Origin of the sequence: Bradyrhizobium sp. 33ap4, assembly GCF_032654765.1 — a bacterium.
GTDB classification, from domain to species: Bacteria; Pseudomonadota; Alphaproteobacteria; order Rhizobiales; family Xanthobacteraceae; genus Bradyrhizobium; species Bradyrhizobium australafricanum.
The window spans coordinates 1-605 of record NZ_JAUMTJ010000244.1 but is presented as its reverse complement, the minus strand read 5'-3'; the positions used below and the strand labels follow the sequence as shown (position 1 = coordinate 605).

Genomic DNA, 605 nt, shown 5'->3' with positions numbered 1-605 from the left:
AGCTGTGCCGGACGCGGGACAAAGGCATCCAGATGCGAGGCGAGCGCGCCGCCTTCGCTGAGGGCTTCGCGGCTGGCATGGACAAGGTCGGACATCAGAGGGAGAGGATACCCGGCCGGGCGCTGCCCGGCACCCGTTTCAAGCCAGGGCAACAGCAACGGCAACAGCAACAGCGTGGTTCATGGCTCTGGGTTGCTGCGTGTTTGGCGGGGCGGGAGGGGCAGGCAGGACACGCCGTAAACCCATCCCTGGGGGCTCGATGGCGCCATCCATGGCGCCAACGGTCCTGCCCACCCACACCGCCCCGCCTCTGACAGTTGGTCGCTGCTGTTGGTGGGTGTCGACCTTGGTCGACACGGTAGATCCACGCCATGCGTGGATGACGGGTGACCGGGGTCAGATCCGTTTTCCGCAGGAAAACGGATCTGACCCCATTTGTGGCTGGCGATGCATAGACTGGGCGCATGTCCATCGAACTCCGCCCCCTGCGTTACTTCCTCGCCGTTGCCGATACGCTGCACTTCGGCCAGGCGGCGGAGCGGCTGGGCATGTCGCAACCGCCGCTCAGCCAGCAGATCCGCCAGCTGGAAGACCTGATCGGGGCG

1 protein-coding gene is annotated in these 605 nt (G+C 66.0%); it reads left to right on the top strand.

Features of this window, described 5'->3' with window-relative positions:
• Positions 1–470 precede the first annotated feature (470 nt).
• On the top strand, positions 471–605 hold a 135-nt coding region (locus tag Q2M23_RS43800), incomplete at its 3' end, for a LysR family transcriptional regulator (RefSeq protein WP_316399557.1).